The organism is Sphingomonas sp. Leaf30 (assembly GCF_001422525.1).
Taxonomy (GTDB): Bacteria; Pseudomonadota; Alphaproteobacteria; order Sphingomonadales; family Sphingomonadaceae; genus Sphingomonas; species Sphingomonas aerolata.
In genome coordinates this window covers 483,850-508,619 of record NZ_LMKZ01000002.1, presented here as the reverse complement: position 1 = coordinate 508,619, position 24,770 = coordinate 483,850, and the positions used below count along the sequence as shown (strand labels likewise).

Annotated in this window: 23 protein-coding genes; 7 read left to right on the top strand and 16 right to left on the bottom strand. The window is 66.9% G+C overall.

Translation table 11 applies throughout. The features are described 5' to 3' along the window. Positions 1–10: 10 nt before the first annotated feature. The 4 genes from moaC to ASE89_RS08955 are packed head-to-tail and all read right to left on the bottom strand — an operon-like array spanning position 11 to position 2,856. The gene (gene moaC / locus ASE89_RS08970; RefSeq protein WP_056676247.1) at positions 11–484 is read right to left on the bottom strand and encodes a cyclic pyranopterin monophosphate synthase MoaC; all 474 of its coding nucleotides are present in this window, start codon (positions 482–484) and stop codon (positions 11–13) included. Continuing rightward, positions 481–1,257 carry an indole-3-glycerol phosphate synthase TrpC gene (trpC, locus tag ASE89_RS08965; RefSeq protein WP_031440383.1) on the bottom strand — a complete coding sequence of 259 codons (777 nt, stop codon included), beginning with the start codon at positions 1,255–1,257 and terminating at the stop codon, positions 481–483. The genes moaC and trpC overlap by 4 nt, the downstream gene beginning before the upstream one ends. 1 nt (position 1,258) lies before the next feature. Further along, a complete protein-coding gene (trpD, locus tag ASE89_RS08960; RefSeq protein ID WP_056676244.1) occupies positions 1,259–2,251 on the bottom strand; it encodes an anthranilate phosphoribosyltransferase in 993 nt (330 codons plus the stop codon). Beyond that, on the bottom strand, positions 2,248–2,856 hold the full coding sequence (locus ASE89_RS08955) for an anthranilate synthase component II (protein ID WP_056676242.1): 609 nt from the start codon (positions 2,854–2,856) through the stop codon (positions 2,248–2,250). The genes trpD and ASE89_RS08955 overlap by 4 nt, the downstream gene beginning before the upstream one ends. 167 nt (positions 2,857–3,023) lie before the next feature. Here ASE89_RS08955 and ASE89_RS08950 point away from each other — a divergent pair, with 167 nt between their 5' ends. Next, positions 3,024–3,434 (top strand): hypothetical protein, encoded by a 411-nt coding sequence (locus tag ASE89_RS08950; protein WP_056676239.1) that lies wholly within the window; start codon positions 3,024–3,026, stop codon positions 3,432–3,434. 88 nt (positions 3,435–3,522) lie between these two features. Here ASE89_RS08950 and ASE89_RS08945 read toward each other — a convergent pair whose 3' ends face one another. Continuing rightward, entirely contained in the window at positions 3,523–5,028 is a 1,506-nt protein-coding gene (locus ASE89_RS08945; RefSeq protein WP_056676234.1) for an anthranilate synthase component I family protein, read from the bottom strand. Further along, complete coding sequence (locus ASE89_RS08940; protein WP_056676232.1) at positions 5,012–6,955, bottom strand: peptidylprolyl isomerase; 1,944 nt, start codon at positions 6,953–6,955, stop codon at positions 5,012–5,014. The genes ASE89_RS08945 and ASE89_RS08940 overlap by 17 nt, the downstream gene beginning before the upstream one ends. 118 nt (positions 6,956–7,073) lie before the next feature. On the opposite strand from ASE89_RS08940, the gene tpiA reads away from it, so the two are divergent. Next, on the top strand, positions 7,074–7,829 hold the full coding sequence (tpiA, locus tag ASE89_RS08935; RefSeq protein WP_082451348.1) for a triose-phosphate isomerase: 756 nt from the start codon (positions 7,074–7,076) through the stop codon (positions 7,827–7,829). 21 nt (positions 7,830–7,850) lie between these two features. On the opposite strand, the gene ASE89_RS08930 is transcribed toward tpiA, so the two are convergent. Together ASE89_RS08930 and ASE89_RS08925 are read right to left on the bottom strand one after the other, a co-directional pair. Further along, positions 7,851–9,239: a leucyl aminopeptidase family protein gene (locus ASE89_RS08930; protein WP_056676229.1), complete on the bottom strand. Its 1,389-nt coding sequence runs from the start codon at positions 9,237–9,239 to the stop codon at positions 7,851–7,853. Between the two features lie 10 nt (positions 9,240–9,249). Continuing rightward, positions 9,250–10,644: a serine hydrolase domain-containing protein gene (locus tag ASE89_RS08925; protein ID WP_082451347.1), complete on the bottom strand. Its 1,395-nt coding sequence runs from the start codon at positions 10,642–10,644 to the stop codon at positions 9,250–9,252. A gap of 161 nt (positions 10,645–10,805) precedes the next feature. Here ASE89_RS08925 and ASE89_RS20300 point away from each other — a divergent pair, with 161 nt between their 5' ends. Continuing rightward, on the top strand, positions 10,806–10,952 hold the full coding sequence (locus tag ASE89_RS20300) for a lmo0937 family membrane protein (RefSeq protein WP_107045915.1): 147 nt from the start codon (positions 10,806–10,808) through the stop codon (positions 10,950–10,952). 78 nt (positions 10,953–11,030) lie between these two features. On the opposite strand, the gene rimO is transcribed toward ASE89_RS20300, so the two are convergent. Beyond that, complete coding sequence (gene rimO, locus ASE89_RS08920; protein WP_056676227.1) at positions 11,031–12,359, bottom strand: 30S ribosomal protein S12 methylthiotransferase RimO; 1,329 nt, start codon at positions 12,357–12,359, stop codon at positions 11,031–11,033. Between the two features lie 96 nt (positions 12,360–12,455). Here rimO and ASE89_RS08915 point away from each other — a divergent pair, with 96 nt between their 5' ends. Next, complete coding sequence (locus tag ASE89_RS08915; RefSeq protein ID WP_056676220.1) at positions 12,456–13,553, top strand: anhydro-N-acetylmuramic acid kinase; 1,098 nt, start codon at positions 12,456–12,458, stop codon at positions 13,551–13,553. Between the two features lie 58 nt (positions 13,554–13,611). Here ASE89_RS08915 and ASE89_RS08910 read toward each other — a convergent pair whose 3' ends face one another. From ASE89_RS08910 to ASE89_RS08890, 5 genes are all read right to left on the bottom strand, one after another. After that, complete coding sequence (locus ASE89_RS08910; protein ID WP_056676217.1) at positions 13,612–13,920, bottom strand: hypothetical protein; 309 nt, start codon at positions 13,918–13,920, stop codon at positions 13,612–13,614. Positions 13,921–14,003: 83 nt separating this feature from the next. Next, complete coding sequence (locus ASE89_RS08905; protein ID WP_056676210.1) at positions 14,004–15,182, bottom strand: vWA domain-containing protein; 1,179 nt, start codon at positions 15,180–15,182, stop codon at positions 14,004–14,006. Positions 15,183–15,246: 64 nt separating this feature from the next. After that, on the bottom strand, positions 15,247–15,792 hold the full coding sequence (locus ASE89_RS08900) for a CHAP domain-containing protein (RefSeq protein ID WP_031394952.1): 546 nt from the start codon (positions 15,790–15,792) through the stop codon (positions 15,247–15,249). Between the two features lie 73 nt (positions 15,793–15,865). Further along, a complete protein-coding gene (locus ASE89_RS08895) occupies positions 15,866–17,305 on the bottom strand; it encodes a hypothetical protein (RefSeq protein WP_056676207.1) in 1,440 nt (479 codons plus the stop codon). A gap of 93 nt (positions 17,306–17,398) precedes the next feature. Next, positions 17,399–18,253, bottom strand: a complete 855-nt coding sequence (locus ASE89_RS08890; protein WP_031394950.1) for an AAA family ATPase — start codon at positions 18,251–18,253, stop codon at positions 17,399–17,401. Positions 18,254–18,424: 171 nt separating this feature from the next. On the opposite strand from ASE89_RS08890, the gene bla reads away from it, so the two are divergent. Continuing rightward, a complete protein-coding gene (gene bla / locus ASE89_RS08885) occupies positions 18,425–19,291 on the top strand; it encodes a class A beta-lactamase (RefSeq protein ID WP_156363371.1) in 867 nt (288 codons plus the stop codon). Between the two features lie 18 nt (positions 19,292–19,309). Here bla and ASE89_RS08880 read toward each other — a convergent pair whose 3' ends face one another. After that, positions 19,310–19,978: a DUF6975 family protein gene (locus tag ASE89_RS08880; RefSeq protein ID WP_056676204.1), complete on the bottom strand. Its 669-nt coding sequence runs from the start codon at positions 19,976–19,978 to the stop codon at positions 19,310–19,312. Between the two features lie 401 nt (positions 19,979–20,379). Here ASE89_RS08880 and ASE89_RS08875 point away from each other — a divergent pair, with 401 nt between their 5' ends. Together ASE89_RS08875 and ASE89_RS08870 are read left to right on the top strand one after the other, a co-directional pair. Then, positions 20,380–22,584, top strand: a complete 2,205-nt coding sequence (locus ASE89_RS08875) for a S9 family peptidase (RefSeq protein ID WP_056676202.1) — start codon at positions 20,380–20,382, stop codon at positions 22,582–22,584. Positions 22,585–22,682: 98 nt separating this feature from the next. Then, on the top strand, positions 22,683–23,711 hold the full coding sequence (locus ASE89_RS08870) for an aspartate-semialdehyde dehydrogenase (protein WP_056676199.1): 1,029 nt from the start codon (positions 22,683–22,685) through the stop codon (positions 23,709–23,711). Between the two features lie 184 nt (positions 23,712–23,895). Here ASE89_RS08870 and ASE89_RS08865 read toward each other — a convergent pair whose 3' ends face one another. Continuing rightward, positions 23,896–24,537 (bottom strand): YitT family protein, encoded by a 642-nt coding sequence (locus ASE89_RS08865; RefSeq protein ID WP_056676197.1) that lies wholly within the window; start codon positions 24,535–24,537, stop codon positions 23,896–23,898. Positions 24,538–24,770 lie beyond the last annotated feature (233 nt).

Below are 24,770 nucleotides of genomic sequence, written 5' to 3'. Positions count from 1 at the left end.
TCTGCCCGCGTCAGCGCGGTGCGGACCAGTCCCCGGACTTTCCGCCGCGCTTTTCGAGCAGGCGGATCCCGTCGATCTCCATCGCCTTGTCGATCGCCTTGGCCATGTCGTAGACCGTGAGCAGCGCGACCCCGACCGCGGTGAGCGCTTCCATCTCGACGCCGGTCTTGCCGTCGGTCGCGACGGTTGCGGTCGCGGTGACGCCGCTGGCGTCGACGTCGAGGTCGAGCGTGATCTTGGTCAGCGGCAGCGGATGGCAGAGCGGGATCAGATCACTGGTCCGCTTCGCGGCCATGATCCCCGCGACGCGGGCGACGGCGATGACGTCGCCCTTCTTTGCCGATCCCTCGGCGATCGCGCGCGCGGCCTCGACCGACATCGTGATCCGGCCGGTCGCGACGGCCTCGCGTGCGGTCGGGGTCTTGCCGCCGACATCGACCATCCGTGCGGCACCCGTCGCATCGACATGCGTCAGCTGGCTCATCCGACCAGTGCCCGCGTCGCGGCCTCGACATCGTCCTGGCGCATCAGCGCTTCCCCGATCAGGAAGCACCGGATCCCGCGCTCGGCCATCGCGTCGAGGTCGGCGCGCGTCGTCAGCCCGCTTTCGGCGACGAAGGTGCAGTCGCGCGGGGCCTTGTCGACCAGGTCGTAGGTCCGCTGAAAATCGACCGTGAAGTCGCGCAGGTCGCGGTTGTTGACCCCGATCAGCCGCGACTTGAGCTTGAGCGCGCGATCGAGTTCGTGCGCGTCGTGGATCTCGACGAGTACGTCCATCCCGCATTCGAGCGCGGAGGCCTCGATCTCCGCCATCTGGATATCGTCGAGCGCGGCGACGATGATCAGGATCGCATCGGCACCGATCGCGCGCGCCTCGGTCGCCTGCCAGGGGTCGACCATGAAGTCCTTGCGCAGCACCGGTATCGACACGGCGTCACGCGCGGCGGACAGATAGGCGTCAGCGCCCTGGAACCATTTTTCGTCGGTCAGCACCGAGAGGCAGGCGGCACCGCCAGCTTCATAAGCGCGGGCATGCGCGGGGGGATCGAAATCGGCGCGGATCAGCCCCTTGGACGGGCTGGCCTTCTTGACCTCGGCGACCAGCGCATAGCCCGACTTCGCATCGAGCGCGGCGCGGAAGCCGCGTGGCGCGGACATGCGGGCGATGCCGGCGTCGATGTCCGACAGCGAGGTGGTGGCCTTGCGCGCGGCGACTTCGGCGCGCTTGGTCTCGAGGATACGGTCGAGCATGGTCATGTCAGTAGGCGATCCAGCGGTCGAGCAGCGCGTCGGCGCTGCCGGTGTCGAGGGCGGTGGCGGCGAGCGCGGCGCCTGCGACAAGGGTGGGGACGGTCCCGGCGACCATCAAGGCCGCGGCGGCGTTGAGCAGGACGGCGTCGCGATAGGCGCCCGCCTCGCCCTTCAGCAGGCGGCGGAGCGCCTCTGCATTATGGGCGGCATCACCGCCGCGAATTGCCGTGATCGCATGCCGCGGCAACGCTGCATCGTCGGGCGTGACGCGCGCGGGAAGCGCGACGTTGCCGATGGACGCAACGACGCTGGGGCCCGCGCCGGACAGTTCGTCGAGCCCTTCCTCGCCGGAAACGACGAGTGCGGCCTGGGTACCGAGCTGGGCGAGGGCATCGGCGTAGAGCGGGACATAATCGGGCCGCGCGATGCCGATGAGCTGACGCGTCGTTCGCGCGGGATTGGCGAGCGGCCCCATCAGGTTGAAGATCGTCCGCCTGGCGATACGCTGACGGATCGGGGTGATCCGCTTCATCGCCGGATGGTGATTGGCGGCGAACAGGAAGGCGATGCCGATGTCGCGCAGGCTGGCCTCGGCGGTTGAGCCGACGCGGTCCATGTCGAGGCCGAGGACTTCGAGCGTGTCGGCGGCGCCGGCCTTGCTCGAGGCGGCGCGGTTGCCATGCTTGGCAACCGGCACGCCGCAGGCCGCGACGACGAGCGCGACGGCGGTCGAGACGTTGAGCGTGTGGTGGCCATCGCCGCCGGTGCCGCAGACGTCGATTGCGCCCGGCGGCGCATCGATCGGGATCATCCGCTCACGCAGCGCACGCGCGGCCTCGGCGATCTCGATACTAGTTTCGCCACGCTCGGACATGGCGATCAGGAATGCGGCGATCGCGTCCTCGCTGGCGCGCGCGTCGAGGATGTCGGCAAACGCCTCGCGCGCGGTCTCGCGCAACAGCGGCGTCGTCGGATCCGGCAGGAGCACGGTGGTCGTCATCGATCGAGCCCCTCGCGCAGGCGGTCGGGCAGCTGATGCGCAATCCCCGCCAGCGTCAGGAAATTGGCGAGCATCGCATGACCGTGTTCGGTCGCGATGCTCTCGGGATGGAACTGCACCCCGTGGATCGGCAGCGTCGTGTGGCGGAACCCCATCACGCTGCCATCCTGCGCGGTCGCGTTGACGACCAGCGTATCGGGGACCGCGTTGACGATCAGCGAATGATAGCGCGTCGCGAGAAACGGCGAAGGGAGGCCGGCGTAGAGGCCGGTGTCGTCATGGACGACCGGCGACGTCTTGCCGTGCATCAGCCCGCCACGTTCGACCTTGCCGCCGAAATGCTGCCCGATCGCCTGATGGCCGAGGCAGACGCCGAGCAGCGGCCTGCCGGCATCTGCGCAGGCGGCGACGAGGTCGAGGCTGACGCCCGCTTCGGTCGGCGTGCAGGGGCCGGGGGAAATGAGAAACGCCTCCGCGCCGGACGACAGGGCCTGTCCAGCGGAGATCGCATCGTTGCGGACGACCTCCACCTCGACACCCAGTTCCATCAGATAATGGACGAGGTTCCAGGTGAAGCTGTCGTAATTGTCGACGACCAGGATCATGCGTTCGCCATAGACGAAGTCGAAGACGGTGCAACGGGGATGCGCATCGGGCGACGCTGCACATTATGTCGGCCATAATCGGTGCAGGGCAAAGCGCGGGGCATGCTATTCAGCACGGAGCAACCTGCGGCGGCAGACGTTGTGCGTATGCAAGGAGTTTCCCACCAATGTTCCGTCTCACCGTCCTCGCCGCGCTGATCGCGCTTCCCGCCCTCGCTTCGGCGCAGGAGCAGACGGCCGAACAAGGCCAGCCTCCGCAGCGGATCCGCAGCGTCACGCTGGGGGCTGGCCAAAAGTGCCCGACATCGACCAGTGGCGAGATCGTCGTCTGCTCGACGCTCGACCAACCCTATCGTATCCCCAAGGAACTGCGCGATACCGCACCGATCGCCGCGCAGAATCAGAGCTGGGTCAACCGCGCCGCGACCGTCGACCAGGTCGGCCGCGTCGCGGGCGGGCTACCCGACACCTGTTCGCCGGTCGGCACGGGCGGACAGTCGGGATGTGCGCTCGCGCGTGCCCGCGCCTATTCGGCCGAGCGTCGTGCGCAGGCTGCGGGGCAGGCGATCGATCCCTGACGCCACGGCGAGCTCTATCCGGATCCTAGGCCGCGGTCGTCACCTGACGCCCGCGGCCTTTTACTGTGTTTGTCGAACGATGGCGGGATTACTGCCCGTAGGACGTCCCGCCGGCGCGCGCGACCGCTTCGCGGGCGGCGGCGAGGATCGCCCCGGCCTTGGCCTCGCATTCGCGCTGTTCGGACACGGGATCGCTGTCGGCGACGATTCCCGCCCCGGCCTGTGCATGGATCATCCCGTCCTTCACGACGGCGGTCCGCAACACGATGCACGAGTCCATCGATCCGTCGGGGGAGAAATAGCCGACGCCGCCGGCATAGGCGCCACGCCGTTCGGGTTCGAGTTCGGCAATGATCTGGCACGCCCGGACCTTGGGGGCGCCGCTGACCGTGCCGGCCGGGAACCCCGCGAACAGCGCATCGAGCGCGTCGCTGCCGGGCGCGAGCGACCCGACGACGTTCGAGACAATGTGCATGACATGACTGTAGAATTCGACGCCGTAGCTCGCCGTGACGCGGACCGATCCCGGCGCCGATGCCCGTCCGACATCGTTGCGGCCGAGGTCGAGCAGCATCAGATGCTCCGCGCGTTCCTTCGGATCGGCCAGCAGGCTGGTCCGGTTCGCCTCGTCTTCCGCAGCACTGCGGCCCCGCGGGCGGGTCCCGGCGATCGGGCGGATCGTCACCTCGTCGTCGCGGACGCGGACGAGGATCTCGGGTGAGGATCCGATCAGCGCGAAGCCGGGAAGATCGAGGTGATAGAGGAAAGGCGACGGATTAATCCGCCGGAGCGAGCGATAGAGCTCGAACGGCGGGAGCGTGAACGGCGTGCTGAAGCGCTGGGCCAGGACGACCTGGAAGATGTCCCCGGCCACGATATAGTCCTTCGCGCGCGCGACCATCGCGCCGTAGCGATCCGGCGACAGCGCCGGCGTGTAGGACGGCTCTGGTGAGACCGCCCGGACCGGCGCCGGTACCGGCGTGGTCATGAGCTTCGCGGCGACGGCGTCGAGTCGCTCTTCGGCACGCGCGACGATCGTGGCGGGATCCATCGCGGGATCCGGCCAGGCGGGGGCGACAAGAAACAGCGCATCGGCGAGCCGGTCGAAGACGAGAACCACCGAGGGACGCACGAAGATCATGTCGGGCAGGCCGAGCGGATCGCTGTCGGGTTGCGGCAGGGTCTCGACCAGACCGACCGTCTCATAGCCGAAATAGCCGACCAGACTGGCGAGCGCGCGTGGCAGCTCCTCCGGGACGTCGCTGCGGCATTCGGCGACCAGAGCGCGCAGGGCATCGAGTGTGGGCAGCGCACAGGGCTCGAACGCCTCGCGATCCGTCGACCAGTGACGGTTGATCTCGGCACGATGACCCGCGGCACGGAACAGCAGGTCGGGCGCAAGGCCGATCAGACTGTGCCGTCCGCGTGTTGCGCCGCCCTCGACCGACTCGAGCAGGAAGTCGCCACGCCCCGGCTCGATGAGCTTGAGGGCGGCGGCGACCGGCGTCTCCGTGTCGGCGACCTGCCGCCGCCAGACGAGGGCAGGGCGTCCGGCGGCGAGCGCCGCGCGTGCGAGCTCAGTTATTGGAACCACCCTGTGCCAGCAGTTCGGCCCGGACGCGGGCGACGGCCTTCGGATCGGTCTTCACGCCGACCTGCGCGCGGACGGCCTTGACGAACTGGTCGACATATTCGCGGCCGACACTGCGCGCGATCGAACCGCGAGCGGCCTGGATCGCCGCCTGGTTACCGGTCGCATTGCCGCGATCGATCTTGTCGAGCTTGACCACGAACCAGCCATCGGGACCGGCGATCGTCTTGGCGGTACCCTGCGCCATGCTGAACATCAGGCGCAGCACGGGCGGGGTGTTTTCGGGGTTCTGCATGATCTGCGCGCGCGACGCCGTGACGGGGCGCGCGGGCGGGACCGGGAAGCCCGACTGCCCCAGCGCCTGCTGCAGCGGCATACCCTTGTTGATCCGTGCAAGCGCGGCATTGGCATATTTACGGGCGGCCTGGCTGGCGCGGTCGGCCATGAGGTCGCGCATCACGGCAGGACGAACCTGTGCGAGCGGACGGGGTGCGGCACGAACGACGCGGCCGAGCGCGACAACTGCGAAGCTGCCGTCCGACCCGGTCTGGACCATCTGCGGTGCATCGCCTTCCGCGGCCTGGAATGCGGCGCTGACGATCGGCGCGAGCGCGGCGTCGGGCTGGGTGGCGGGCGCGTCGGGGTTGGTGCCGTTGGCGACGAGGCCGGGCGTAGTGATCCCGGTCAGCTTACGGTCTGCGATGATCTCGTCGAACGTTGCATTGTCCGACAGGCCATCGTCGATCGCGTCATGGATCTTGCCGAGCGCTGCCTGCGCCTTTTGCGCGCTGAGTGCTGTGGCGATCTCGGCACGTGCCTGGTCGAGGGTCTTGGCGGGGACGTTCTGGATCGAATCGATGCGAGCGATCGTCCAGCCGAGCGGCGTACGAACGGGGCCGACGACCGCGGCATTCGCTGCCGCGAACACGGCATCCGCGACCTGCGGGCTGGTTGTGCCGGCATAGGCGGCCTTCTCGACACCCGTCTGGGTCGATGCTTCGAGACCGGCGGCGCGGGCGGCGTCGGCGATCGCGGTTCCGGCCTTCACCTTGGCAGCGATCGCGGCTGCTCCCGCCTGATCGGCGACGACGACCTGCGTGATCGTGCGCTTCTCCGTCGGGGCGTAGCGCGCGCGATCCTGCTGATATTGCGCGGCGATTTCGGCGTCGGTCGGGACGGCCTGCGCCTTCACCTGCGCTGCGTCGACGACGGCGTAGCGGATGACGCGGCGTTCGGGGATCGTGTAGCGCGCGACGTTGCGACGATAGAAGGCGTTCAGTTCGGCGTCGGTCGGCGCAGGGCCGGCGGGCACCGCGGCGGTCGGGATGAAGCCGACCAGACCGCTGCGCTTCTCGAGCAGCAACGAGGCGAAGGGGAGGGCGAGCTGGCTCGGGACCTGCGACGCGCCGCGCGTCGGCAGGATCAGCTGCTGCGCATAGGTGTCGCGGACGATATCGGCGCGGATCTGCGCGTCGGTCAGCTTCCGTTCGACCAGCACGCGCTGATACAGGGACGGATCAAACTTGCCGGTCGGGCCCTGCAGTGCGGGGATACTGGCAATCTGCCCGTCGACCGCGCGCTTGCTGACGACCATGCCCTGCTGCCGGCCGAACTGCTCGAGCGCGAGGCTCGCCGTGATGCGGTCGAGCGTGCCGTCGAAGCCTCCCTGCTGGACATAGCTCGCCATGTCGAGCGTCGGCTGCTGCTGGCGGAAGCCTTCCATCTCGGTCTGGACACGCGTGCGAAGCTCGTTCGCTGTCACGTCCGCCTTGCCGACCGTGGCAACGTCGTCGGCGGCGATGCCGCTTGTTCCGCCGCCCAACCCGGTCATGTCACCCGCCGCGAAGGCGAGTGCGATGACGCCGAGGAGGCCGAAGGTGATGATCACGCCGAACCTCGACTGGGTGAGGCGGCGGAAGAAACTGAGCATGAATGGCCGATCGACAGGGACTGAGTTCCTTCCGCTTTACGGTGCGCATCGGCGCGCTTCAAGCTTGTGCCGTTCGGTGTCGGCGCTATCCGGGACCGATGATGATCGGGAGAGTGCGATGCGGCGCAAGTTGGTAGCGGGAAACTGGAAGATGAACGGGTCGCGCGCGGCGCTGGCCGAACTCGACGCGATCGCGGCGGCGGCGGCGGCAGCGCCGGACGTCGATGTGGAAATTGCCGTGCCCTTCACGCTGATCGCCGCGGCGGCTGATCGCGCGCCGGCGCTCGCGATCGGTGCCGAGGATGTGCACGAGGCCGATTCGGGCGCGCATACGGGTTGCGTGTCGGCGGGGATGGTGAAGGAAGCGGGTGCGTGCTTCACGATCGTCGGTCATTCCGAACGCCGTGCTGACCAGCACGAAACCAGCCACGACGCCTGGGCGAAGGCGGCGGCGGCGCGGCGGCAGGGGCTGCGCGTCATCCTGTGCTGCGGCGAGACCGAGGCGGAACGCGATGCCGACCGTGCCGAACGTGTCGTGCAGGCGCAGATCGAGAAATCGGTACCCGACAATGCGGACGGAAGCTGGTTTACGCTGGCCTATGAGCCGCGCTGGGCGATTGGTACCGGGCGTACGCCGACCCTCGACGAGATCGCCGCGATCCATGCGATCGCGCGGGCGAAGCTGCGCATGCTGATCGGCGATGCGGCAGCGGGGGTGCGGATCCTCTATGGCGGGTCGGTGACCGGCAGCAACGCAGCCGCCATTCTGGCGACCGCGAATGTCGACGGCGCTCTGGTCGGTGGCGCCAGCCTGACTGCGGACAAGTTCGTCCCGATCATTGAGGCCGCGGCGGGCTGCAACGACGCCCGCTGACGCGCGGTCCGGCCGCCGGCCTCAGCCGGCGCCGTACCGCGTGCTCAGCATCGCGAAGGCGGCGCGCAAGGCATAGGCCTCGCCCCCCTTGGGGCGGCCGGGCTTCGCAACCGGGCGCCAGGCGAAGACGTCGAGATGCGCCCAGGCGATGCCGGGCGGTACGAAGCGGCGCAGGAACAGCGCCGCGGTGATCGCGCCGGCAAAACCGCCATCGGGCGCGTTGACCAGATCGGCGATGTCCGACTTGAGCATGTCGTCATACCCGTTCCACAACGGCATCCGCCAGAGCGGGTCGGCTTGGTCATGGCTGGCGGCGATCAGCTCGGCCGCGAGCGTCTCGTCGTCGGTGAACAGCGGCGGAAGATCGGGGCCGAGCGCGACACGCGCCGCGCCCGTCAGCGTCGCGAAGTCGAGGATCAGCGCGGGCCGGTGCTCGACCGCGCGCGTCAGTGCGTCGCCGAGGACAAGCCGCCCCTCGGCATCGGTATTGGTATTCTCGACCGTCATGCCCTGTCGCGTGTCGAGCACGTCGCCCGGGCGGAAGGCGTTGCCGGCGATCGCGTTCTCGACCGCGGGGATGAGCAGGTGGAGTCGGACGGGGAGCTTCGCCCCCATCACCAGCCCGGCCAGGGCGAGCGTGTGCGCAGCGCCGCCCATGTCCTTCTTCATCAGCCGCATGCCGGCCGATGGCTTGATGTCGAGGCCGCCCGAGTCGAAGCAGACGCCTTTTCCGACCAGCGCGACGCGCGGGTGCGTCGGGTTGCCCCATTCGAGCTCGATCAGTCGGGGCGCGCGTGCCTCCGATGCTGCCTGGCCGACCGCGTGGATCATCGGATAGCCGCTGGCGAGCGCGTCGCCGCGCGTCGTCGTCACGGTCGCGCCATGCCGTGCGGCGAGCGCTTCGACCGCTGCCTCGAGCTCGGCGGGACCGAGATCCGATGCGCCGGTGTTGACGAGGTCGCGGACCATCGCGGTCGCCTCGGCAAGACGGATCGTCGGCTCGATCGCCGCGACTTCGCTCGTCAGCAACACGCGTGCGGGCTTGCCGGCGGGCTTGCGATAGCGATCGAACTGATGCTGTGCGAGCATCCAGCCAAGTCCGGCACCCCCCACGTCGCCCTGCGCGAGGCGGTAAGTGCCTGCGGGAAGCGAGGCACCGAGCGAGGCAATCCGCCACGGCGACGACATCGCCTCGTCACACACTAGCAGCATCGACCATGTGTCAGGGGCGTCGCCGGGCAGCACGGCGCGGTCGCCCGGCTTGCCAGTCAGGCCATGCGCCGCGACCGCGGTGCGGATGCGCGGCGGCTGAGCACCGAGCCAGCCCGCAAACCCCTCCGGACGGACGACGTGGATCGGCGTGGCGGGTTGGCCGCGGTCGGGCTGAAGCAGGGAAGCGAAATCGGTCATTGCATGCCAGTTACTGAGAGGGGGCCACGAGGAATTGTTCGTACCGGCCGTTCGTGCCGGGTTCGGCATAGGTGCTGAGCGACAGCGTACGGTCGGGATAGGTGATGCGATAGGTGCGGTTGACGAAGCCGCCGCGCAAGCGGGCGCGGCCGGTTTGCGCAAAACCGGTCGGTTCGCCAAGCGCGCCGAGGCTCGACTTATAGTCCGCGAGCGCCACCGGCTTGAAATAGAAATTGGCGTCCTCGGTCAGGCGGCTGCGGTCGAGCGTGCCGGTGCGGAGCTGATCGTAGACTGCGCGTGCCCTGGGCAGGGCGGCGGTATCCTCTGCGTTCGCGGCGGGGGGTGGCAGGACGATCTTCGCGATCCCGCTCGAGATGCGGCCGACCGCATCGCTGAACCAGCTGTTGGTCAGCACGACGATCGCCGCCTGATCGTCGGGATACACGATGTTCTCCGAGAGGAACCCGACCGCCTCGCCGCTATGCTCGACATAGCGACGCCCGTTGGCGGTGCCGGTCGAGACGCCGAGGCCATAGCCATTGGTCGATCCGTCGACGAGCCTGACCGGGGTCTCCTGCGCCGCCCAGTCGTCCGCGGGCAGCGTGGTTCGGGTAAGGCGCGCGACGTCCCATTTGGCGAGGTCCCGCGCACTCATCGACAGCTCGCCCGCGGCGTACAGCCAGCCGGGCGCACTCGGCGTCTCGGGACGGACGGGCCCGAGCGCGAAACGGCCATAGCCTTGCGGGAATGCCTTGCCGATCGCCTTGTCCTGATCGAGCGCGCGAATGTCGAGCGGCTTAAAGATGCGCTGCTGCAGGAAGTCGAGCAGCGGTTGTTTCGCGATCTTCTCGACGATCAGGCCCGCGACGACATAGCCGGTGTTGGAATATTGCCACTGCGTGCCCGGCTGGAAATCGAGCGGCTTCTTCCCCCAGCGATCGACGATCTGCTGCGGCGTGACGGGGGTCGCCATTGCCGCAAAGCTGTAATCCTGCGGCCAATAGTCCTGCAGGCCCGAGGTGTGGCTGAGCAACTGGCGGATCGTGATGCGGTCGCCGCCGGTCACGCCGGGGACATATTTTGCCACCGTATCGTCGAGGCTCAGCCGGCCCTCATCCTCGAGCAGCAGGATCGCGGCGGCGGTGAATTGCTTCGAAATCGACGCGATCTGGTAGGGCAACGCCGGATCCGCCACGGCGATCGTTTCCGACGGCTTGCCATAGGCCTTGGCGAATATGATCCGCCCGCCGCGCACGATCGCGATCGATGCGGACGGGACGCCTGTATCGCGGAGCGAACCGGCGACGAGCGTATCGATCTGCGCGCTTTCCGCAGGCGTGAGCGACTGGGCGATGGCGGGCAAGGGAAGCGCGAGCGCGGCGAGCGTGAATAGGCGAAACAGCATGGCGACATCGAAGCAGAAGGCGGGTGGCGGTGCAACGCCGCAACTTAATGTCGAGCCAGCTGAGGAGCTTAACCCATATCAGGTTAAACGGCGGAACACGCTCGAGCGCGGGGACGTTTCAGCGGCATCGATCACGTCATCACAACAGATTGGGAACTGCCATGCTTTGGACCATCGCCGTCATCTTGCTCGTCCTCTGGCTTGCCGGTTTCGCCTTTCACGTCGCGGGCGGGTTGATCCACATCCTGCTCGTTATTGCAGTGATCGTGGTGCTCGTGAAGCTGTTCACCGGTCGCAACGTCGTCTGAACGTGTGAGCCCTAAGGTGCAGGCGTTTTCGCGTGCACCTTGGGGTAGTATCGTTGCGTCAAGACCGACGCAGGCGCTTCAGACCGGCACGCCGTACAGATCATGGTCGTCGGCATCTTCGATCGTCACGGGTACGATATCGCCGACCGTCAGGTGGCCCGCGTCGCGCAGGAAGACCTCGCCGTCGATCTCGGGCGCATCCGCCTGTGAGCGACCCGTCGCCCCCTCGTCGTCGACCACGTCGATGATCACGTCGAGCGTCCGGCCGATCTTGGCCTGCAACTTCGCTGCCGAGATCGCCGCAGTCTTTTCCATGATCCGGGCGTAGCGCTCTTCCTTAAGTGCCTCGGGCACGTGGTCCGGCAGCAGGTTGGCGGCCGCGCCCTCGACCGGTTCGAACCGGAACGCGCCGACACGGTCGAGCTGCGCCTCGTCGAGCCAGTCGAGCAGATATTGGAAATCCTCCTCGGTCTCGCCGGGGAAGCCGACGACGAAGGTCGAGCGGATCGTGATGTCGGGCGCGATCTCACGCCATTTGTGAATGCGCTGGAGCACTTTGGCGTCGTTGCCGGGGCGTTTCATGCGGCGCAGCACCGCTGGCGCGGCATGCTGGAACGGGATGTCGAGATAGGGCAGCACCAGGCCCTCAGCCATCAACGGTATGACGTGGTCGACGTGCGGATAGGGGTAAACGTAATGCAGCCGCACCCACGGCGCGATCTTGCCGAGTTCGCGCGCGAGGTCGGTCATGTGTGCACGAACCTCGCCGCCACCCTTCAATGGCCAGACCGAGTGGCGCAGGTCGACGCCATAGGCCGACGTGTCCTGGCTGATGACCAGCAGCTCCTTCGTGCCCGCGGCGACGAGCTTTTCGGCTTCGCGCAGGATCGCGTCGGGACGACGGCTGACGAGATCGCCGCGCAGGCTCGGGATGATGCAGAAGGAGCAGCGATGGTTGCAGCCTTCCGAGATCTTCAGATAGCTGTAGTGGCGCGGCGTCAGCTTGAGCCCGGCATCCGGAATCAGGTTAAGGAATGCGGAGGGCGGCATCGGAGCGGCTTCGTGGACCGCGCCGACGACCTGCTCATATTCATGCGCACCGGTGATCGCGAGCACCTGCGGAAAGCGCGCGCGAATCGCCTCGGCTTCCTTGCCCATGCAGCCGGTGACGATGACACGGCCGTTCTCGGCGATGGCTTCGCCGATCGCCTCGAGGCTTTCTTCCTTCGCCGAATCAAGAAAGCCGCAGGTGTTGACGAGGACAACGTCGGCACCGGCATAGTCGGGCGACATCTGATAGCCGTCGCCGCGCAGCTGCGTGAGGATCCGCTCGCTGTCGACGAGGTTCTTCGGACAGCCGAGCGAGACCATGCCGATCTTGGGCGGAGTGGGGAGTATGGTTGCCATGGGAGCCGCGCACATAGGCGCAAAGTTCGGTTTTTTCTAGGCGGTCGAGATTCGATCCGTCATGGCCGGGTCTGAGGACAGGGAAAGGGACCCAAAATGCTGGCGATTGGATTGATGTCGGGGACGTCGCTCGACGGGATCGACGCCGCGCTGATCGAGACCGATGGCGAGGCGATGGTCCGCCCCATCGCGTTCCGTGGGGAGCCCTATTCGGATGCGGCGCGCGCGGAACTGTCCGACGCGACACGGATGGCGCTGACGTTCGATCGGCCGCGCGCCAGTCCGCCGATCGTCGCGGCGGGCGATCTCATCACGCGTACGCATGTCTTCGCGGTACACAAGCTGCTGGCGGATGCCGGTGTCGCCGCGGCGGATGTCGACGTGATCGGGTTTCACGGCCAGACGATCGCGCATCGTCCCGATCGCGGCTGGACCTGGCAGATCGGCGACGGCGCGGCGATGGCGCGCGCGACGGGGATCACGACGGTATCCGATTTCCGGTCGGCCGATGTGGCGGCGGGGGGGCAGGGCGCGCCGCTGCTGCCGGTCTATCATGCGGCGCTGGCGTCCACGCTCGACGGGCCGGTCGCGGTGTTGAACCTGGGCGGGGTCGGCAACATCACCTTCATTCCCGGCGCGACAAATGGCAACGACTCGCTGGTCGCGTTCGATACGGGGCCGGCGAACGGCCTGATCGACAGCTGGGTCGAGGCGGAGACGGGCGCGCGCTACGACAAGGGGGGCGCGCTGGCGGCGGCGGGGCGCGTCGACGAGACGGTGCTGACGGCGATGCTCGATCACCCGTTCTTCGATGCACCGCCGCCCAAGTCGCTCGATCGCAATGATTTTACCATACAGCCGGCGCGCGGGCTGTCGGCGGCGGACGGTGCGGCGACGCTGACCGCATTCACCGCGCAGACGGTTGCGGATGCGATCCGGCATCTGCCCGCGCGACCCAAGCGGCTGCTGGTCGCGGGCGGTGGACGTCACAATCCGACGATGCTGGCCATGATCGCCGCGGCGACCGGGCTGGGCGTTGAAGCGACTGACGCGCTCGGTTGGAACGGCGATGCGCTGGAGGCGGAAGGCTTCGCCTATATGGCGGTGCGGATGCTCCGCGGGCTGCCGATCAGTTTTCCGGGGACGACGGGGGTGCCGGCGGCGATGGCTGGCGGGGTCGTCCACGCGGTTTGAGGCCACTGAACATGCCAGAGGTGATGGCCCGCCTTTGTCGGCGGGCCATGCATTTCGATCAGTGGGCCTTCTTCGGCTTGCCGGGCTTCTTGGGCGCGGGCTTTGGCGGGGTCTTCTTTTCCGGTGCGTCCTTTGCGCGGAGCGCAGGTGCGGCAATCGCAGCAGCGATCCCGGCGACCAGCGTGGCGCCGACCGCGATCGCGGTCTTCGGGTGCGATTTCACCGCGTCGGTGGCGGTGGCGATGCCGGCCTTGGCGGCATCCGTCGCATCGTCCATCCAGTCGCCCTTCGCGGCGGGGGCCGGCGCGGCGTCGTCGTCATGCTTGACCTTGGCATGCGGCATGGCAGAATTCGGGATCGACGACATAAGCTATTCCTCGCACAGGGATGATGCACGCTAAACCGACCGGGTCCATGACGGTTCCGTTACGGGATCGCGCAGGCGGGGCCTTAGCGCTTGCGGGTCAGTTCACGCATCGCGTCGTCGAGACCGGCGAGTGTCAGCGGGTACATGCGGTCGGTCATCAGTTCGCGCATGATGCGGACCGATTGCGAATAGCCCCATTGCGCCTCGGGCACGGGGTTGAGCCATGCCGCAGACGGATAGGTCGTCGTCAGGCGCTGCATCCACACCGCGCCCGGCTCCTCGTTGAAATGCTCGACCGAGCCGCCGGGATGGGTGATCTCGTACGGGCTCATCGATGCGTCACCGACCAGCACGAGTTTGTAATCATGGCCGAACTTGTGGAGCACGTCCCACAAGGGCGTGCGTTCGGCAAAGCGGCGCGTGTTGTCCTTCCACACGCCCTCGTAGGGGCAATTGTGGAAATAATAGAATTCGAGATTTTTGAACTCGGTGGTCGCGGCCGAGAAGAGTTCTTCGCAAAGCTTGACGAAGGGATCCATCGATCCTCCGACATCGAGGAACAGCAGCATCTTGATCGCATTGCGGCGTTCGGCGCGCATGACGATGTCGAGATAGCCCTGGCGCGCGGTGCCGGCGATCGTGCCGTCGATGTCGAGTTCGTCCGCGGCGCCGTCGCGTGCGAAGCGGCGCAGGCGTCGCAGCGCAATCTTGATGTTGCGCGTGCCGAGTTCGCGCGTGTTGTCGAGGTTGCGGAATTCCCGCTGGTCCCAGACCTTCAGCGCGCGCTTGTGCCGGCTCTCGCCGCCGATCCGCACGCCTTCGGGATTGTAGCCGCCATTGCCGTACGGGGAGGTGCCGCCGGTGCCGACCCATTTGTTGCCGCCCTGATGGCGTCCCTGCTGTTCCTCAAGCCGCTTCTTGAGCGTCTCCATGATCTCGTCCCACGAGCCCAGCGACTGGATCGCGGCCATCTCGTCGGGGGTAAGGAATTTCTCGGCGACCGCCTTCAGCCAATCCTCGGGGATGTCGGTCGGCGTCGTGCCATAGCTCGTGGCGAGGCCGCGGAAGACCTTGGCGAAGACCTGGTCGAAGCGGTCGAGGAGTCCCTCGTCCTTCACATAGACCGCGCGGGAGAGGTAGTAGAAATCCTCTGGCGTGCGCTCGATCACCTCGGCGTCGAGCGCCTCAAGCAGGAGCAAATGCTCCTTGAGGCTGGCCGGGATGCCCGCGCTGCGCAGCTCGTCGAGAAAGTTGAGAAACATCGCCCCATCCTGCCTCTTGAGCCCCGCGAAGTCGAGGGGCGAGTCGAGGATCGGGTATGCGCGCTCAGCTGCCCGGGACGTATGCGTCGATCAGCGCGCCGACATAATCGGGATTGCGACTGGTCAGTTCGGCCGCGGGTCGCGCATCGCCGTGGATGAAGCCGTAGACGGGGTAGATGCCGCCGCCGAGGCCGTCGACATCCTTGTACCAGACCTTGACGCGGCTCCAGTCATTGGCGGGCGAGACGTCGAACAGCGTGACGTCCTGTTCGGCATGACCGCGTTCGCCGTTCTGGCGCGACCAATTGGCATGGGTCAGCATCACGACGCGCTTCTCTACGACGCGGCTGATGACCGCGACATGCCCCATCGGCAGGCGGGCCGTCTTCGCGAAGACGATGACGGAGCCCGTCTTCGGCCGATGCGTGCGCTCGTAGCGGCCATCGGCCTGACGCCACCATGTCCAGGCATCGCCATAGATCTCGATCCCCGAGGCCGCTCGCGCAAACGGAACGCACTGCCCGACATAGTCGAGCAGCGATGCCTGTGCAGCGGACCCCGCGCCGATCGTGAGGACAGCGGAGAGAAGGGCGCGACTGAAGCGATTCATCCCGTGATCCTAAAGGCCGTCCCATGACCGCCATGTTGCTGCCTGTGGTTAATGGCATGACGATGCGCCAGCCTCAATATGGATTAGTCGCCAAGGCGTTGCGTGCGCGCGGTAGCCCGTAAAGCGCCCAGTCGGTTCCCGACAGCATCCCCCGGCGGCGGACGGTCCGGAGCGTATAGACGCGTCCGCAGCGTCGCGTCGTGGCCGCCGCCGCGCCGCCGTCGTCGAGATCGACGAAGACGAATTGCACAGGTCGGCAGTTGCCTGTCAGAACGAGCGGATAACGAGCCGTTGCGGCTGCGACCCGAAGCGGGGCAACGGGCTGGAGGTGATCGACATGAACGCGTGCGCCGCCCGGTGCTTCGATGCGGACGCGGGCGATGGCGGCATCGATATCGCCGCGTCGTCGCGCGATGTCCTGCGTGATGTCGTGGTTCATGCCGATCGCGAGGAGGGTGAGGGCGAGTGCGGCCAGCATCCTTGACCGCGGGCCTTTCGTAAGCGCGGTGGCGATCAGGTCGGTCAGGAGCAGCAGTATAGCCACGCTGGAGAGCAGGAAATATCGCGGCATTCCCGTGTTGGCGATGTGAAGCGTGGCGAGGGCGATCGGCAGTCCTGCAATGGCGAGCATTGCCAGCCACGCCACGGGTCGTCGTTGCGCCACGGCGGCCATTGCAGCAACGCATAGTGTGAGCGCGAGGACCGCAATCCACCAACGTGGCAAGGCGGAAGCGCCGAGCGTCGTCGCCAGCATGACCTGCAGCGCGCTGGCCAGGCTCGCGAACGAGAAGGGCACATAGTCGCCGACCTGCATGCCGCCGGGGCTTGCGGCGGCGGCGCCGAAGACCAGGGTGAAGACGAGCATGACCGCAACGACGCTCGGCAGCATCAGCCGCGCGGTCATCGCAGCGGCCGTCCCTGTGGCAACCCGCTGGCGCAGCGTCAGCGCGACCCAGCCGGCGATCGCAACCACGAAGAACAGCATCGTCAATTGCGACAGGAGTCCGAAAATGGTCAGCAGCGCGAGCAGCCCCGGCGCATGGCGGGGCGCAGAGGCGGGGGCGTCGAGCCAGCGTGCGGCGACCAGGATCGCACCCAAGGCGCACAGCAGCATCGGCGCATAGCCGCGCGCTTCGCTGCCATAGTTGACCAGGATCGGCGACAGCGCGAACAGTGCCGCACCGACCAGCGCATGCGCCGCGGAGCGCCGCGCACCGATCGCGGCAACGACCAGCACCGTGGCGGCGCCGGTGACGATCGACAGCGCACGCAAGGCCAGCGGCGGCGTGGCGTAGCCGACCGCCTGCATCCACAGGCTGTTCAGATGGTGATTATTGTCGTGGTTGATCGAGGTGAACACGGCCCAGGGTGTGTCCGCCCTTGCCACCAGCACCGCAGACCACGCCTCGTCGACCCACAGCCCGCCATGGGCCGATAGGATCCGGACCCAGACCGCGACGCCCAGGATCGCAAGCAGAGCGTACGCCGCTGGGAGGGACTGGTTGTGACGCACCCCCGGAGCATTAGCGCGAAACTGATTAAAACCGCGTTTTCAGCGTCGCTCAGGCGGACCGTTCCGGCCGCGGCTGTCTCGTCGCTCCCGAAGCTACCCCTGGTTCTTCTGCCGCTTCGCCATGAAGGCGAGGCGTTCGAACAGCATCACGTCCTGTTCGTTCTTCAGCAGTGCACCGTGCAGCGGCGGGATCGCCTTGGTCGGATCGCGGTTCTGCAGCGTCTCGAGCGGCATGTCCTCGTGCAGCAGCAGCTTGAGCCAGTCGAGCAGTTCGGAGGTCGAGGGCTTTTTCTTGAGGCCGGGGACGTCGCGGACGTCGTAGAACAGGTCCATCGCGCGCGAGACGAGCATGCGCTGGATCCCGGGGAAATGGACGTCGACGATCGCCTGCATCGTGTCGCGATCGGGAAACTTGATATAGTGGAAGAAGCAGCGCCGCAGGAACGCGTCGGGCAGTTCCTTCTCGTTGTTGCTGGTGATAATGACGATCGGACGCTCGACCGCGCGGACGGTCTCCTTGGTCTCGTAGACGTGGAACTCCATCCGATCGAGTTCCTGCAGCAGGTCGTTGGGGAACTCGATATCGGCCTTGTCGATCTCGTCGATCAGCAGGACGGGCGGCGCCGGCTGGGTAAACGCCTCCCAGAGCTTGCCCTTGCGAATGTAGTTGCCGATGTCGTGGACGCGCTCGTCGCCGAGCTGGCCGTCGCGCAGGCGGGCGACCGCGTCATATTCGTACAGCCCCTGCTGCGCCTTGGTCGTCGACTTAATGTTCCATTCGATCAATGGCGCGCCGAGCGCCTTGGCGATCTCATAGGCGAGCACGGTCTTGCCGGTGCCGGGCTCACCCTTGATCAACAGCGGGCGGCGTAACGTCACCGCGGCATTCACCGCGACCTTGAGGTCGTCGGTCGCGACATAGCTCTGCGTGCCTTCGAAGCGCTTCATGCCCATTTCCGTCAGAATCGAATTCCCGGTACGGATAGAAGCTGTTGGGCATCCGACGCAACCCGGACGATGGCGACACCGACAGCGATCGGGTTTCGTTGCAAGGCCTGGACGGTGTACCGAGCATCCGCGCGGCGAAACGACGCGGCTGGAGGAGGCATCACGATCATCATGCTGAACAGGCGGGCTCTCCTGTCAGGCGTTTCCGCAACGCTCGTTACGCGTCCGGCCTTCGCACGCAGCGAGGCTCCTCCGCCCGGCGTCGCCGACTATGAGACCGCGAGTGGCGGCCATGTCGGGCTCTACGCGCGCAACCTGACGACGGGGAGGGCGATCGCCTGGCGTGCCGATGAGCGGTTCGTCATGTGCAGCACGTTCAAGGCGTCGCTCGCCGCGTGCGTGCTGAACCGGGTCGATCGCGGCCGGGCCCGGCTTGCGGACAGGATCGCGCTATCGCCCGCAGACCTGCAGGACTGGCACGCACCCGTTGCCCGTCAGAATCTGGCGCGCGGCGAGATGTCGCTTGGCGAGATGTGCCAAGCGGCAGTCGAGCAGAGCGACAATAGCTGCGCCAACATCTTGTTGCAGCGGATCGGCGGACCCGCCGCGCTCACCGCCTATTGGCGGGGTCTCGGCGACGATGTCAGCCGGCTCGACGATATCGAGCCGTTCCTTAACCGTACGCCGCCGGGTGGGTTGCGCAACACGACGACGCCGAGGGCGATGGCGTCGACGATCGGACGGCTGACACGTGGTCCGGTATTGTCGCCCTCGTCGCGCGCGCTGCTCATGCTGTGGCTCCGGCAATGCCGGACCGGCGCCGCGCGGTTGCGGGCCGGTCTGCCGCGCGGATGGGCAATCGGCAACAAGACGGGGAACAACGGCAAGGACGCGGCCGGCGACATCGGGCTGTTGTGGCGCGATCCCGACACGCCGATCATCATCAGCGTCTACACGCGTGGCGGCTCGCCCACCGAGGCACAGTTCAAGAGTTTGTTTTTAGAGGTTGCCCGGGGAGTTGCTACGACACTGGCCTAGGCTGCGTGTGCAACCCGTTCAGAGATCGCCGCGCGCGCTGGCGCGGGCTTCGAGCAGCGACCAGAGGCCGCGATGCTGGGCGTAGAGCTGCTGCGCGCCGAAGGTAATGGCGCGCCGCGTACCGGGCGTCGCACCCAGCGTCGCCAGCGCCTTGGCGCTGACGTCAGCGGGCGGGAGCGCGCGCGGCGGCGCGACGATGCCGAAGCGGGTCGCGGCAAGGTCGAGCACATCGCGCGTCACCGCCCAGTCGTGGAGCAGCGCGGCCACCGCCCCCGTGGCGCAACCGGCGCGCTCCGAACCGGACAGGATCTCCAGCGCGTTGCGCACGCCCGCGAGGGCGGCCTCGGTCGCCGCCTGACCCGGTGTCGAGGGCAACGGCCCCACGGCCGCGGTCAGCTGGGCGAGATAGCCGCGTTCGATCGCGAACCCGGTCGCTGCGGTTTCGAGCCAGGGCAGCGAACCCAACTGTGCGCCACGCAGCAAGGCGTCGTCGATCATTCCGGGGTGCCGTCCATAGACGTCGCACAACGCATGCACCGCATCCGACAGGTTGCGCTGGGCGGGGGCGGATTGGATCAGCCGCGCCGTGTGAGGGTGCGCGACAGCACCGTCGACGGCGCCAAGGCGCGCGACGACGTCCCAGGCGCCGGGCCGTGTTTCGTCAATGGATGCCGTCGTCGAAGCCATTAGTCCCCGGTCATGTCTGGGATGCCCGCGCGCCATATGCGTGCGGACGTCCGGCCACGGGTCCTCGCACGCGACCTGTAAAGACGGCGTGCACATGACGTTAACCGGCTGCTAACCATCCGCCGGCGAGTCCGGTCGGCCTGGGCGTGACGGCTTGGTCGCGGGCAAGCGCGTGACGCGGGGTTTACGGCTTTACGGGGGCGGGACGCGCCGCGATAACGCGCGCGGCACCGGCGCCGCGCTGGAGCCCGTCCATCGGAGACTATAGGATGCGTACATGGTTGCTTGGGCTTGCACTTGCTTCGGTCGGAACCGCCGCGATGGCTGCTGACGGCGCGTCCGCGCAAACGGCTGGCGGAGCCGACGGCGTCGCCAAGCCGAGCGATCCGGCAGCGGCTCCCATGCCAGCGGCTGCCCCGGCCGGCGATCTGACGCTGGCGCGGGTGTTCGGCAATCCCGACCTGTCGGGCCCGCAGCCGCGCGCGGTACGGCTGTCGCCCGACGGTGCGCTGTTGACCTCGCTGCGCAACCGGGCGGACGAGAAGGAGCGGTTCGATCTTTGGGCGGTCGATACCGCCACGGGCCAGGAGCGGATGCTCGTCGATTCGAAGAGCGTCGGCAGCGGCGCCGAGCTGAGCGAAGCCGAGAAGATGCAGCGCGAGCGCGCGCGGATCGCAGGTTCGAAGGGCATCGTCGCCTATGACTGGGCCCCCGATGGCAAGTCGATCCTCGTGCCGCTCGACGGCGACCTGTACATTGCGACCCTCGACGGCAAGGTCCGGCGGCTGACCGATACACCGGGTGGCCAGCTGAACCCCGTGATCAGCCCCAAGGGCGGGTTCGTCTCCTATGTCCGCGACCAGAATCTGGTCGTCCAGCCGCTCGCGGGTGGCGAGGCGCGCGCGGTCACCAAGGGCGGCGGCGGCACCGTCCATTTCGGCGAGGCGGAGTTCGTCGCGCAGGAGGAAATGGATCGCCGCACGGGCTATTGGTGGTCGCCCGACGAGCGCTATGTCGCGGTCGAGCGCTTCGACGAGGCGCCGGTGCGGATCTTCACGCGCGCGTCGATCGGCGCGACCGGGACCAAGGTCTATGATCAGCGCTATCCCGCCGCGGGCACGCCCAACGCGCTGGTCGACCTGTACGTGATGAAGCCCGACGGGTCGGGCCAGGTGAAGGTCGATCTGGGCACCAATCCCGACATCTATCTCGCGCGGGTCGACTGGACGCCCGACGGGACGATGTTGCTCGTCCAGCGCCAGAGCCGCGACCAGAAGCTGCTCGAGATGCTGCGCGTCGATCCGGCAACGGGCAAGTCGACGATCCTGTTCACGGAGAAGTCGGGGGTGAAGAGCTGGCTGAACCTGTCGGACGCCTACCGCGTGCTGAAGGACGGCAGCCTCATCTGGCGGTCGGAGCGCAGCGGCTATGGCCATCTCTACCGGTTCGCGGCAGGGCGCTGGACGCAGCTGACCAAGGGCGACTGGGTCGTGACCGGCCTGGTCGGCGTCGACCAGGCCAAGGGGCGGCTGTTCTTCACGGGCAACAAGGACGACGTGCTCGAGCAGCAGCTCTACTCGGTCGATATCGCCAAGCCGAACGCGATCACCAAGCTGACCGAGAGCGGCTGGTGGAACAGCGCGTCGATGGACGGCGCGGGGACGCGGTTCATCGTCTCGCGATCGAACCCGTCACAGCCGACCCAGGTCTATCTGGCGGATGCGACCGGCAAGCGGATCTCGTGGATCAACGAGAATGCGGTGAAGGAGGGGCATCCCTATCATCCCTATGCCGCCAGCCATCAGCAGACCAAGTTCGGCACGCTGAAGGCCAAGGACGGCACGACGCTCTATTACGAGATGATCACCCCGCCGATCGAGCCGGGCAAGAAATACCCCGTCTTCTTCCAGCATTATGGCGGCCCGGGCACCGGCCAGCAGGTCACGCGCGGCTGGCAGGGGCCGCTGCCGCAATATCTGGTCGATCAGGGCTGGATCTTCTTCCAGATCGACAATCGCGGCTCGTACAACCGCGGCAAGAAGTTTGAGGACGCGATCTATCATGCGATGGGCACGGTCGAGGTCGAGGACCAGCTGGCCGGGGCGGAGTATCTGAAGACGCTGCCGTTCGTCGAGCCGAGCAAGATCGCGACCTATGGCTGGTCCTATGGCGGGTACATGTCGCTGAAGATGCTGGAGAAGACGCCGGGAGTCTATGCCGCCGCAGTCTCGGGCGCGCCGGTCACCGACTGGCAGCTTTACGACACGCATTATACCGAGCGGTATCTGGGCGATCCCAAGACCGATCCGGCGAGCTATGCCACGTCGGCCGCGGTCGAGGATGCGGCTCTGATCAAGGATCCGCTGCTGCTGATCCACGGCATGGCGGACGATAACGTGTTCCTCGACAATTCGACCAAGGTCGCGGCCAAGATGCAGGCGACTGCGACGCCGTTCGAGATGATGTTCTACCCGGGCTATACGCACCGCGTCGCGGGGCCGGGGATCAGCGAGCATGTCTGGGGGACGATCCTGAACTTCCTCGACCGGACGGTGAAGGACAAACCGGTTCCCGGCGAAGGGACGAGCTTGCCCACGACGAAATAAAGTTATCTGGCAGGGCGCGCCGGAGACGTATACGGACGCGCCCGGATGAAAATCGGCAATGTCGCGATCGTTTCGCGGCGGCATCAAGGGACGACATAATGGGTTATCGGATCGTGGTCGCAGGGGCGACCGGCAATGTCGGGCGCGAAATGCTCAACATCCTGGCGGAGCGTGAATTTCCGGCGGACGAGATCGCCTGCGTCGCATCGTCGCGCAGCCAGGGCGAGATGGTCGATTTCGGTGACACCGGCAAGCAGATCAAATGCCAGAATATCGAGAATTTCGACCCCAGCGGCTGGGACATGGCGCTGTTCGCGATCGGGTCGGAGGCGACCGCGGTCTATGCGCCGCAGTTCGCCGCGGCGGGCTGCACCGTGATCGACAATTCGTCGCTGTACCGGATGGATCCGGACGTGCCGCTGATCGTGCCCGAAGTGAATGCCGACGCGATCGACGGCTACAAGGTCCGCAACATCATCGCCAACCCGAACTGCTCGACCGCGCAGATGGTCGTCGCGCTCAAGCCGCTGCATGACGCCGCGAAGATCAAGCGCGTCGTCGTCGCGACCTATCAGTCGGTGTCGGGCGCGGGCAAGCAGGGCATGGATGAGCTGTTCGAGCAGAGCCGCAACATCTTCGTCGGCGACCCGGCCGAGGCCAAAAAGTTCACCAAGCAGATCGCGTTCAACGTGATCCCGCACATCGACAGCTTCCTCGACGACGGGTCGACCAAGGAAGAGTGGAAGATGGTGGTCGAGACCAAGAAGATCCTCGACCCGAAGATCAAGGTCACCGCGACCTGCGTCCGCGTGCCGGTGTTCGTCGGCCATTCGGAAGCGATCAACATCGAGTTCGAGAACGAGATTTCGGCCGAGGAGGCGCAGAACATCCTGCGCGAGGCGCCCGGGGTCATGCTGATCGATAAGCGCGAGGATGGCGGCTACATCACGCCGATCGAATGCGTCGGCGAGTTCGCGACCTTCATCAGCCGCGTGCGCGAGGATTCGACCGTCGAGAACGGCATCAACCTGTGGTGCGTGTCGGATAATCTGCGCAAGGGCGCGGCGCTGAACGCGGTGCAGATCGCCGAGCTCCTGGGTCGTCGGCATCTGAAGAAGGACGCGTAAGCGGGGGAGCGGGAGGGGGAGCCTCCTTCCGCTTATCCGACGTCGAGCGCGGGATGACGTATCGCGGGCGTCATCCTGCGTGGGCGGACACGGGCAAAGCCCGTGTCGTCGACCGGCGCTGAGTGCGCCGTCGGCCGATCTTGCCTATGCGATCCTGCTTCGCTGGATCGTCTTATGGCTGCGATCAATGACCGATATACCGTCCCGGCCTATGCCAGGCGATCAGGATCAGGCTGATCGCGGCCGCGCTTAGGACTGACCAGCCGAACTGACCCGCGCTGACGACAGGGATCGCGGCGGCTAGGATTACCACGTCGAGTGCGATCTGCGTGCGGCCCGCATTCCATCCCCGCGTGCGCTGCAGCCACAGCGTCACGACCCCGGTGCCGCCGACCCCGGCCTGATGCCGCGCGAGGACGAGGATGCCGAGCCCGATCACCGTGCCGCCTACGATCGCGGCGAAGAACGGGTGCATCTGATCGACGTGCATCGATCCGCCCGCGAAGGTCGAGAAGGCGGCGATCCCGGCATTCACCAGCATCGTCTTGATCGCGAAGCGGCGGCCCATCGCGTAATGCGCGAACAGGAAGAAGGGCAGGTTGATCAGCGTGAACAGGACGCCGGTCGGCAAGGGCACCAGATAGGACAGCAGCAGCGCGATCCCGGCGATCCCGCCGGTGACGAGCCCCGCCGCCTTTAGGAAGACCAGCCCGATCACCAGCAGGATACAGCCGATGACGAGCGCGTAAAAATCCTCCGCGATACTGTGCGGGCGTCCCAGGGGAAGGGTGGCTAAGGGGAGGGTGGCGTCGGCAGATGGCGGCATTGCGGGTCCTTGGTCGGGCCCTTCGCGCATCCTCGATGAATCGTCCGACGCGATCCTTGCGCCTTAGCTAAAGGAGTTTGCGTGTCACACTACCCCTTTTTGCAATGTCGTCGTGCGGCGGGGCCATAACGATGGGCGCTCGTCATCCTGACGAAAGTCAGGATCCAGGATACCAAGCGCCGCATACGTGGCTCTGGATCCTGACTTTCGTCAGGATGACGTAGCGGTGGGTC

Coding starts and splice junctions, on each gene's coding strand:
- moaC (WP_056676247.1), bottom strand. CDS start 484: ATGAGCCAGCTGACGCATGTCGATGCGACGGGTGCCGCACGGATGGTC.
- trpC (WP_031440383.1), bottom strand. CDS start 1,257: ATGACCATGCTCGACCGTATCCTCGAGACCAAGCGCGCCGAAGTCGCC.
- trpD (WP_056676244.1), bottom strand. CDS start 2,251: ATGACGACCACCGTGCTCCTGCCGGATCCGACGACGCCGCTGTTGCGC.
- ASE89_RS08955 (WP_056676242.1), bottom strand. CDS start 2,856: ATGATCCTGGTCGTCGACAATTACGACAGCTTCACCTGGAACCTCGTC.
- ASE89_RS08950 (WP_056676239.1), top strand. CDS start 3,024: ATGTTCCGTCTCACCGTCCTCGCCGCGCTGATCGCGCTTCCCGCCCTC.
- ASE89_RS08940 (WP_056676232.1), bottom strand. CDS start 6,955: ATGCTCAGTTTCTTCCGCCGCCTCACCCAGTCGAGGTTCGGCGTGATC.
- tpiA (WP_082451348.1), top strand. CDS start 7,074: ATGCGGCGCAAGTTGGTAGCGGGAAACTGGAAGATGAACGGGTCGCGC.
- ASE89_RS08930 (WP_056676229.1), bottom strand. CDS start 9,239: ATGACCGATTTCGCTTCCCTGCTTCAGCCCGACCGCGGCCAACCCGCC.
- ASE89_RS08925 (WP_082451347.1), bottom strand. CDS start 10,644: ATGCTGTTTCGCCTATTCACGCTCGCCGCGCTCGCGCTTCCCTTGCCC.
- ASE89_RS20300 (WP_107045915.1), top strand. CDS start 10,806: ATGCTTTGGACCATCGCCGTCATCTTGCTCGTCCTCTGGCTTGCCGGT.
- rimO (WP_056676227.1), bottom strand. CDS start 12,359: ATGGCAACCATACTCCCCACTCCGCCCAAGATCGGCATGGTCTCGCTC.
- ASE89_RS08915 (WP_056676220.1), top strand. CDS start 12,456: ATGCTGGCGATTGGATTGATGTCGGGGACGTCGCTCGACGGGATCGAC.
- ASE89_RS08910 (WP_056676217.1), bottom strand. CDS start 13,920: ATGTCGTCGATCCCGAATTCTGCCATGCCGCATGCCAAGGTCAAGCAT.
- ASE89_RS08905 (WP_056676210.1), bottom strand. CDS start 15,182: ATGTTTCTCAACTTTCTCGACGAGCTGCGCAGCGCGGGCATCCCGGCC.
- ASE89_RS08900 (WP_031394952.1), bottom strand. CDS start 15,792: ATGAATCGCTTCAGTCGCGCCCTTCTCTCCGCTGTCCTCACGATCGGC.
- ASE89_RS08890 (WP_031394950.1), bottom strand. CDS start 18,253: ATGAAGCGCTTCGAAGGCACGCAGAGCTATGTCGCGACCGACGACCTC.
- bla (WP_156363371.1), top strand. CDS start 18,425: ATGCTGAACAGGCGGGCTCTCCTGTCAGGCGTTTCCGCAACGCTCGTT.
- ASE89_RS08880 (WP_056676204.1), bottom strand. CDS start 19,978: ATGGCTTCGACGACGGCATCCATTGACGAAACACGGCCCGGCGCCTGG.
- ASE89_RS08875 (WP_056676202.1), top strand. CDS start 20,380: ATGCCAGCGGCTGCCCCGGCCGGCGATCTGACGCTGGCGCGGGTGTTC.
- ASE89_RS08870 (WP_056676199.1), top strand. CDS start 22,683: ATGGGTTATCGGATCGTGGTCGCAGGGGCGACCGGCAATGTCGGGCGC.
- ASE89_RS08865 (WP_056676197.1), bottom strand. CDS start 24,537: ATGCCGCCATCTGCCGACGCCACCCTCCCCTTAGCCACCCTTCCCCTG.